Genomic DNA, 7,359 nt, shown 5'->3' on the forward strand with positions numbered 1-7,359 from the left:
TCGAGATTATTATCGTGAGCAGACCAATCGATATCGCCACCTTCAATCATCAGCCAAAAACCATCGGGATCTTTGCTCAATACGGTTAATGCTGCGGTAGTGAGTTCGTTAAGTGTCGGGTTTTCATTCCGTTCCCGCTGGACAAATTGCGGATCGGTTTCCTGTTGGAGCGGGCGGTTGGTATCTGGTTGCAAACCTCGCGTGGTATGCACTTTGGCCATGTCGAAGCCAGTGGTGTGATAATCGTGTTTGGCCGAACTGACAGGCAGATTGCCAGCTTGTCCCCGTGCTCCGTAAATACCGAGCAATCGCTGTCCCCGATTGGGATCGATCTTCGCGGCTGTTTGGGCTAATTTTTGAGCGGCATTGGCACCACGTTCGCGGAAGGTGTACTGGTAGACGTTATTATCTGGTTTGGTGCTCAGTTCTTGGTAAGTGGCGGCACTAATATACGTATGGACTGGCTCGATCCCAGTGGGCAGGGGATCTTTGACATTCGATAGTGGGTGTCCGCCGCCGAGAAGCACTGTCGGTTGATAAATCCGCAGTTGTTGCTGAAGAATATTATCGAGGGGTGTGGCATCGGGAGCATTAAGGTCGTATTTACTGCGGCGATTGACATTAGCCGAGGCCGCACCAGGGGTCGCATGATCGATCGGGACTGAAGTGACTAAACCTGTCGATTTCTTGGCGTCAGCACCGGTTCTGAGGCTCGTGGTCAGGGGTTTTTCGTAAATATCTACCGCGATCGCGTTATTGTAGCTTTTGACGCCAGTATAGAGGGTGGTCGCGGTATTGGCTGAGTCAGGATAGCTCGCCTTAATATATTCGCGATCGGTGCCGGGAGTCCACGGGTTCGCCCCACCTTTGATGGGATCGTAACCGACTAAATTCCCCACGGGTGGGATGGCTGGAGCAGGAGCATTTTTGCTGTGTTGCCCTGGATTAAATTTGGGGTCGAATTTGAAGTTAGGCCGAACGGCACTGGCTCCAGTCAGCTTTTGAGAGTCATCTAGGGCACTTTGGTTGCTACTGTACTTACCATCTGTGCCGGCGACAGTCGTGCCGTAGGTAGTAGCGAGGGCAAATCCTTGCAGTGTTTGCATCTTCAGCCCAGCACCTTTGCCCTGGACATAAAAATCTTTGAGGGTTTTGCCGGATTTGCCGCGATCGATCTCACTTTGGATCGCTGCCGCTCTGGTAATTTCCCAACCCATGCCATCACCGATCATCAGAATCGTATTCCGCTGTGGCTGGATCGGGGGTGGGAAGAGGACAGGTGTCATCAGCACAGCACCCACTAACGCAACTACACCCAAAATCCACCATTTAGCTGCTGTCCTCTGAAAAATTCTTAGCATTGGTTTGCGATGAGATAAATCGGCATCGAGATTATTTACAACCGTAGAACTACTGACAATCTTAAGAGTGACCCTCATCAACCTCTTACCATATCTAGCCGATCGGCGGGCGTTAAATCGATCGCATTTCATCTCGATCGACAGCAACCTCAATCGCTAGTAGAAATTATGCCAGATCGCTTGGGTACCATGAGGATTGATAGTCTGGTGAATTGCCGATCAGTGCATAAACACCCAAGTGCTACTACCTCGCTAGTCTCGCCAAGATTTATGACCAAACTGTTGATGGTGACTACGGTGCCCGTAGTTCTAACCAATTTTTTACTACCTTTTGCAACCCATTTTCGCAAGCTGGGATGGCAAGTTGATGCCATGTCTTGTGGTTTTTCAGCTACCGATCCTGGCGATCGCTATTTCGATCGACTGTGGGAAGTCCAGTGGTCGCGCAATCCCCTCGATCCTCGGAATCTGCTGGCAACTCCTGCCAAAATTCAGGAAATTGTTGCCCGCGAAAAATATGACATCATTCACGTTCATACTCCAGTAGCAGCATTTGTAACGCGGTATGCATTGAAAGATTTACGAAAACAATTAGGAGCTAGTGTCATTTATACCGCTCATGGGTTTCATTTTTTGCCCGGAGCAAACCCCCTCAAAAACTTGGTATTTCTAGCATTAGAAAAACTAGCTGGCAATTGGACAGACTATTTAGTTACCATCAATCGGGAAGATGAAGCTGCGGTCAGACGGTATCGGTTGGTATCGTCAGCAGCTTCTTGTTATATGCCGGGGATTGGGATCGATCTCAATTATTACAATCCGCAGCTCGTCGCCGACACCGCAGTCGCGCAGCTTCGCGCGGAACTGGGGATCGGCACACAAACGCCACTATTGCTATCTGTCGCCGAATTTACGCCCCGTAAACGGCATCAGGATACAATCGCTGCCATGGCCAAATTGAATCGACCAGAGGTGCATTTAGCCATGGCTGGGAGTGGGCCGAGGCTCGCCCAGATCAAACAACTCGCGATCGATTTGGGTGTTGCAGATCGCATCCATTTTTTGGGACAGCGCCATGATATCCCCGTCTTGATGAGAGCCGCCAGCGCGAATATTTTAGTTTCAGAGCAAGAAGGACTGCCGCGCAGTGTGATGGAATCCTTGGCGCTAGAAGTGCCAACCATCGGCACCAAGATTCGGGGGACTCAAGATTTATTAGCTGGAGGTTATGGACTACTTATCGATGTTGGCAATATTGGGGGACTGACCGATGCCATTGCCTGGATACTCGATCGACCAGAGGCAGCTACCGAGATGGCTAAACGCGGTCGCGCAGGTCTGTTGTCTGCTTACGATCTCGATCGGATCGTCCAGCTCCACGAGCAACTCTACAATCGCGCGCTCTCGCATCGATAATAATGATGATCGGGTGTTTAAATTACTTAAGTAGTTGAGAAACTAAGTCATTAATAACTTTTTAGTCTATGATTTGAGATGAGTCATTAATAATACAATCATTCATGTCAATCCCATCTCAAGAAAAACTCATCTCAGAATTAGTAGGCTCCTTAAGTCTACACTTCAGACGCGGCGAGGCTGCTTATCAAAACTTCCACGCTGATGGTAGGCAATTTCTATTTGCCAAGATTCTCAGAGACAATAACCACCAGATCCGCAGTCTGATTCTCTCAAAAGGTTATCTGCTACCGTTCGAGCAGCAGCAACAGGCGATCGCGTTAGTCGCACATTTGGATATTTGGCTAGAATTATGGGAGCATCTTGCCGCCACCAAAGCTCACAAACCTGAAGATAAATTTAGTTTTGAAAGTTGTCAGTATCCACAAGTAGCCGCCACTTCCCTCAAAGAATATTGTCTGGCACTCTGTAAATAAATTAGCGAAGAGGACAATCTCATGTCAAATAAATTAACCGATTCCGTATTATTTTTAGGTAAAAAGGATGATATCTATTGCGATCGAGCCTTGAAATTTGTTGAAGATAATTTTAAAAATGTCACTTCCTACTATTCAGAATGGGGGAAGCCAATGCCCGAAGATATTAGACATTGGCGAGGAGACTATATCATCTCCTATCTCTGTCGATGGGTGCTCCCGGTAGCGACGATTGAAGCCGCCGAAAAAGGAGCGATCAACTTTCATCCAGCATCGCCAGACTATCCAGGAATTGGCTGTAATAACTATGCTTTGTATGACAATGCCCCTGAATATGGAGCGACCTGTCACCATATGGCTGGCAGAGTCGATAGTGGTAAAATCATCGCCGTTAAGCGGTTCCCCATGTTTGCAACCGATGATGTTAGTTCGTTGCTGCAACGAACTTACGAATTTCAACTAGTGCTATTTTATGAAGTTGTTAGCAAACTGATCGATGGTCAACCATTGCCCGAATCACCTGAAATTTGGACTAGACCACCCCGAACTCGACAAGAATTTAACGAATTGATGATCGTATCGCCAGATATGACTGACGAGGAAGTAGCGCGGCGCGTAAGAGCGACTAGTTATGGCATTTTTCAACCAACAGTCGATATTGGTGGCTTTCGGTTTGAGCTAAAAGTTTAGCATCTGGCGCGATCTTCATCCAAATTTAAAATCATCAGCGCAGGGTGCGCGATTTCTACCGTTTGAATTTCAAATAATTTTAACTAGATCGAAACGGCAATTTAGCAACGACTCGATGCGGCAAGATCGAACTTACCACTTGTGACTACTAGTAATGCTGACATGTGAATAGAATGGGCTGGCATTGACGCAATATCTATCATCAACAAATTAAGTTATTGTCGATTTAGACTTAAGTTCAGTCTGGACTGAGCTGTTTCAAGTACTGCTTTTGGCGAAGTTGTATTCAGTAACACCGATTCGATCGCCCGACCGAGATGCTCCGATATGTGACTGTAACCAGGCTCGATCGGTCGCGGTCGCCCATCCTTAGCCTGGTCTAGAAATACTTGAATTGCGGGTGTTTTAGCTACATAGCCTCGATAAATAGCCCGATCGCGCGCTCTGAGATTGACAGGCAAATATCCCGTTCCCACTGCCCATTCAGTTTGAAAATCTTCACTCAGGACATATTCCATAAATTCCCAAGCTGCTTGTTGATGGGTGGGATTACTTTTCATCATAAACAGATTTTCACCACCGATACTAGTCGCCGATCGAGTCCCCATCGGAATCGGCATCACACCATAATCTGTAAAATTCATGCCTGCCAATTGGCCTAATGTCCAGGAGCCAGTTAGTTGCATGGCTACTTTACCAGCCAGGAAATTATCCAATTCATAACCGCGTTCTGGTGCCGATAAAATCGCACTGCCATCCTTAATTAGGTCTTGCCATAATTGGAGAGCCGCGATCGAGCCAGGATTATCGATCGTCGTAGTCGCTCCAGATTTGAGTTCGCCGCCGCCACCCCACATAAAGGGCAACCACGTAAACACCGTCCATTCACCTTGCCCTAGCGGTAATAACATCCCATATGTATCTGGTTTCCCATCGCCATTGGTATCGCGAGTCAGTTGTTTGGCGGTGGCGATTAATTCTGGCCAATTGGTAGGAATCTGGGCGATCCCTGCGGCAGTAAATAAACTGGGACGATAAAAGATGCCGACATTATTGGTGCCAAACGGGATCGACCACAGATGTTGCTCATATTGCATCGAGCCGAGTAAAGCTGGATCGATATCTTTGCTAATCGTCGATTGCTGCCACTGAGTATCGATCGGGACGATTGCCTCCAAATCGACTAATTGCCCCGTGAGCATCGACCCAAACCACAGCAGATCTGGCTTGGCATCGCCGACGATTGCGGCCAGAATTTTGGGTAATTGACGATCGGCTTGCCCGACATAGATCGACTCGATCTCGATCGCTGGATGGGTGCGATTAAATTTGGTGACTAATTGCTCAAAGACATCGCGATTGGGCGGCGGATTGATGCCATGCCAGAGCGTCAGATGGGTAACTCCAGGCCGATCTAGTTGAGCGGGCGTACAGCCAGCGATAATTACCAGTAAAATTAGAGCAATCGCAATTCCAACACGAGCAGCTAATCGATTCATATGTCAGGTCATAGTAAATGGGCAACTATTAAGCGACAAAAAGCACGAGTTGATGCTGTGCGGGGGAAAACATTTACCCAATTATCGCGCGCAATTATTGTCGCCACTCGGAATGGGATTCCCGATCCCAATGGTAACTTCCAACTGCGGACGGCGATCGACAAAGCCAAAGCCGCTGGTATCCCCAACGATAACATCGATCGGGCGATCGCCAAGGGTGCGGGGACGCTCGATAGTGGCAACCAACTCGAAGAAATTCGGTATGAAGGTTATGGTGCTGGTGGTGTAGCGATAATCGTCGAAGCCTTGACGGACAATCGCAACCGCACGGCAGCAGAACTCAGATTTGCTTTTACCAAGCGGGGTGGCAACTTGGGGGAAATTGGTTGTGTGAGCTGGATGTTCGATCTCAAGGGCGTCTGCTCGATCGGCGGGAGTATAGAGGAAGATCCGCTGTTAGAAGCTGCCTTGGCTGGCGGTGCGGATATCTACGAACTACTCGATGATCAAGAGCAGCCTGGCGCGGAAGTATTTACAACCGTTGCCAATCTCGAACATCTGAGTGATACGCTCCGCGCGCATGGTTTCAGCGTCAGTGATGCCCAGTTGCGGTGGATACCCCAAAATACTGTCCTGGTAGACGATCCAGGGCAAAGCAAGCAACTGCTTAAATTGATCGAAGTCCTCGAAGCACTAGATGACGTCCAAACCGTTACGGCTAATTTCGACCTAGCAGATGAACTCCTCGACACATAGCCCAGATCTGATGATTCTATTTCGAGCTAAATCGGGTAATATAAAGAAAAGATTAAGTTTCGAGGCAATCGATATCATCTACACCACTACATTTGAGCCATCTCTACTCCGTTTACTCTGGAAAGCAGTATTGGAAGTGAATCACCAAGTAGTGCTCTCTCTACCCGATCGTGACCTATCCCAGTTAATAACTGAAAAGGTCAAAGACCGTATCCTCCTCAATGCTGAAGAATCTCAAGAACTTAACACTTACGTAACTTCCAAGCTCGTACTAATCAGAGATTTAGTCCAATAATGCCCACCAAGAGCGGAGATTTAATCTAGTAGTTGTGGGACAAGCAATGTTAGGTTTTTGTAGCCACTAGTTCTTTTAAGATCGCAACCCTCAACTAACTTGACAATCCGATCTGGGATATCGAGATCGGATGCCGATGATTTGACATCCAGCTTGGCTAACTGCTTGCTATCGATCGTCACCTCATACGATTCCAGCTCCGCTTGCTCTCGGATGACGATCGAGCCGAGCAGATCGGGCTGTAAGCAAAAAGAAATAATAATCCGCTCTGGGTGTTCTTTTGTCATGAAGACGTCGCATGTAGAGACGTGCTTGAGATCGTTCAAGCGAGTGCAGATTTTTGTAAATGTGGATATGTTCATTAACGGTAGTTACGTATAGTTTTTAACTAGATAGTCTGCACTGCTACCCTCCAAATTAAACACCAGAGGGTTTGAAGTCCAATGTTACTGTATGATTTGCTACATTTCAGACTAATTATTGGATCATAACTCATCTCTATTCAGATGTCGCTACGCTTAAAAACGCAGATTAGCAAGCTTTTTGGCTGGCCTAAAATTGATTTCAAAATAATACAAAAACAATCTGAATAATAGATATACTTTTGATTGACTTAGGATATCTTCCGTATTTTCACTGATTAAGACTTTGTGAAGATAAACATAAAATTAGGGTCATAAATATACAGTGACTTAGGAATGTCATCCTATGAATCACCACGATCTCAGTGGCACAATTGTCCGTCTGGATGAAAAAAAATCTGGATGGCTTTATTTAGCGATCGGGCATTGAATCTCAATCGAATTATTTAACGTCAGTTCGGGTTAAGTATATTGCTATAAACTACGGCTAGAGCGGATATTTAC

7 protein-coding genes are annotated in these 7,359 nt (G+C 46.9%); 4 read left to right on the plus strand and 3 right to left on the minus strand.

The window, feature by feature from the left end; genetic code table 11:
* Positions 1 to 1,286: alkaline phosphatase (locus tag RMO27_RS10930; protein ID WP_396133663.1), on the minus strand; the 1,286-nt coding region annotated here is incomplete at its 3' end.
* Positions 1,287 to 1,631: 345 nt separating this feature from the next.
* On the opposite strand from RMO27_RS10930, the gene RMO27_RS10935 reads away from it, so the two are divergent.
* The 3 genes from RMO27_RS10935 to RMO27_RS10945 all read left to right on the plus strand — a co-directional run bounded on the left by RMO27_RS10935 (position 1,632) and on the right by RMO27_RS10945 (position 3,943).
* A complete protein-coding gene (locus RMO27_RS10935) occupies positions 1,632 to 2,777 on the plus strand; it encodes a glycosyltransferase (RefSeq protein WP_309732281.1) in 1,146 nt (381 codons plus the stop codon).
* A gap of 104 nt (positions 2,778 to 2,881) precedes the next feature.
* Positions 2,882 to 3,253: a hypothetical protein gene (locus RMO27_RS10940; RefSeq protein ID WP_309732284.1), complete on the plus strand. Its 372-nt coding sequence runs from the start codon at positions 2,882 to 2,884 to the stop codon at positions 3,251 to 3,253.
* Between the two features lie 21 nt (positions 3,254 to 3,274).
* Positions 3,275 to 3,943: a formyltransferase family protein gene (locus RMO27_RS10945; protein WP_309732286.1), complete on the plus strand. Its 669-nt coding sequence runs from the start codon at positions 3,275 to 3,277 to the stop codon at positions 3,941 to 3,943.
* Between the two features lie 215 nt (positions 3,944 to 4,158).
* Here the strand turns inward: RMO27_RS10945 and RMO27_RS10950 are convergent, their stop codons facing one another.
* Entirely contained in the window at positions 4,159 to 5,442 is a 1,284-nt protein-coding gene (locus tag RMO27_RS10950) for an ABC transporter substrate-binding protein (RefSeq protein ID WP_309732290.1), read from the minus strand.
* Between RMO27_RS10950 and RMO27_RS10955 the strand changes: the two genes are divergently transcribed.
* Complete coding sequence (locus RMO27_RS10955) at positions 5,443 to 6,198, plus strand: YebC/PmpR family DNA-binding transcriptional regulator (RefSeq protein ID WP_309732292.1); 756 nt, start codon at positions 5,443 to 5,445, stop codon at positions 6,196 to 6,198.
* Between the two features lie 315 nt (positions 6,199 to 6,513).
* Here the strand turns inward: RMO27_RS10955 and RMO27_RS10960 are convergent, their stop codons facing one another.
* The gene (locus tag RMO27_RS10960; protein ID WP_309732293.1) at positions 6,514 to 6,855 is read right to left on the minus strand and encodes a hypothetical protein; all 342 of its coding nucleotides are present in this window, start codon (positions 6,853 to 6,855) and stop codon (positions 6,514 to 6,516) included.
* Positions 6,856 to 7,359 lie beyond the last annotated feature (504 nt).

The organism is Chamaesiphon sp. OTE_75_metabat_556 (genome assembly GCF_031378165.1).
Lineage (GTDB): Bacteria > Cyanobacteriota > Cyanobacteriia > Cyanobacteriales > Chamaesiphonaceae > Chamaesiphon.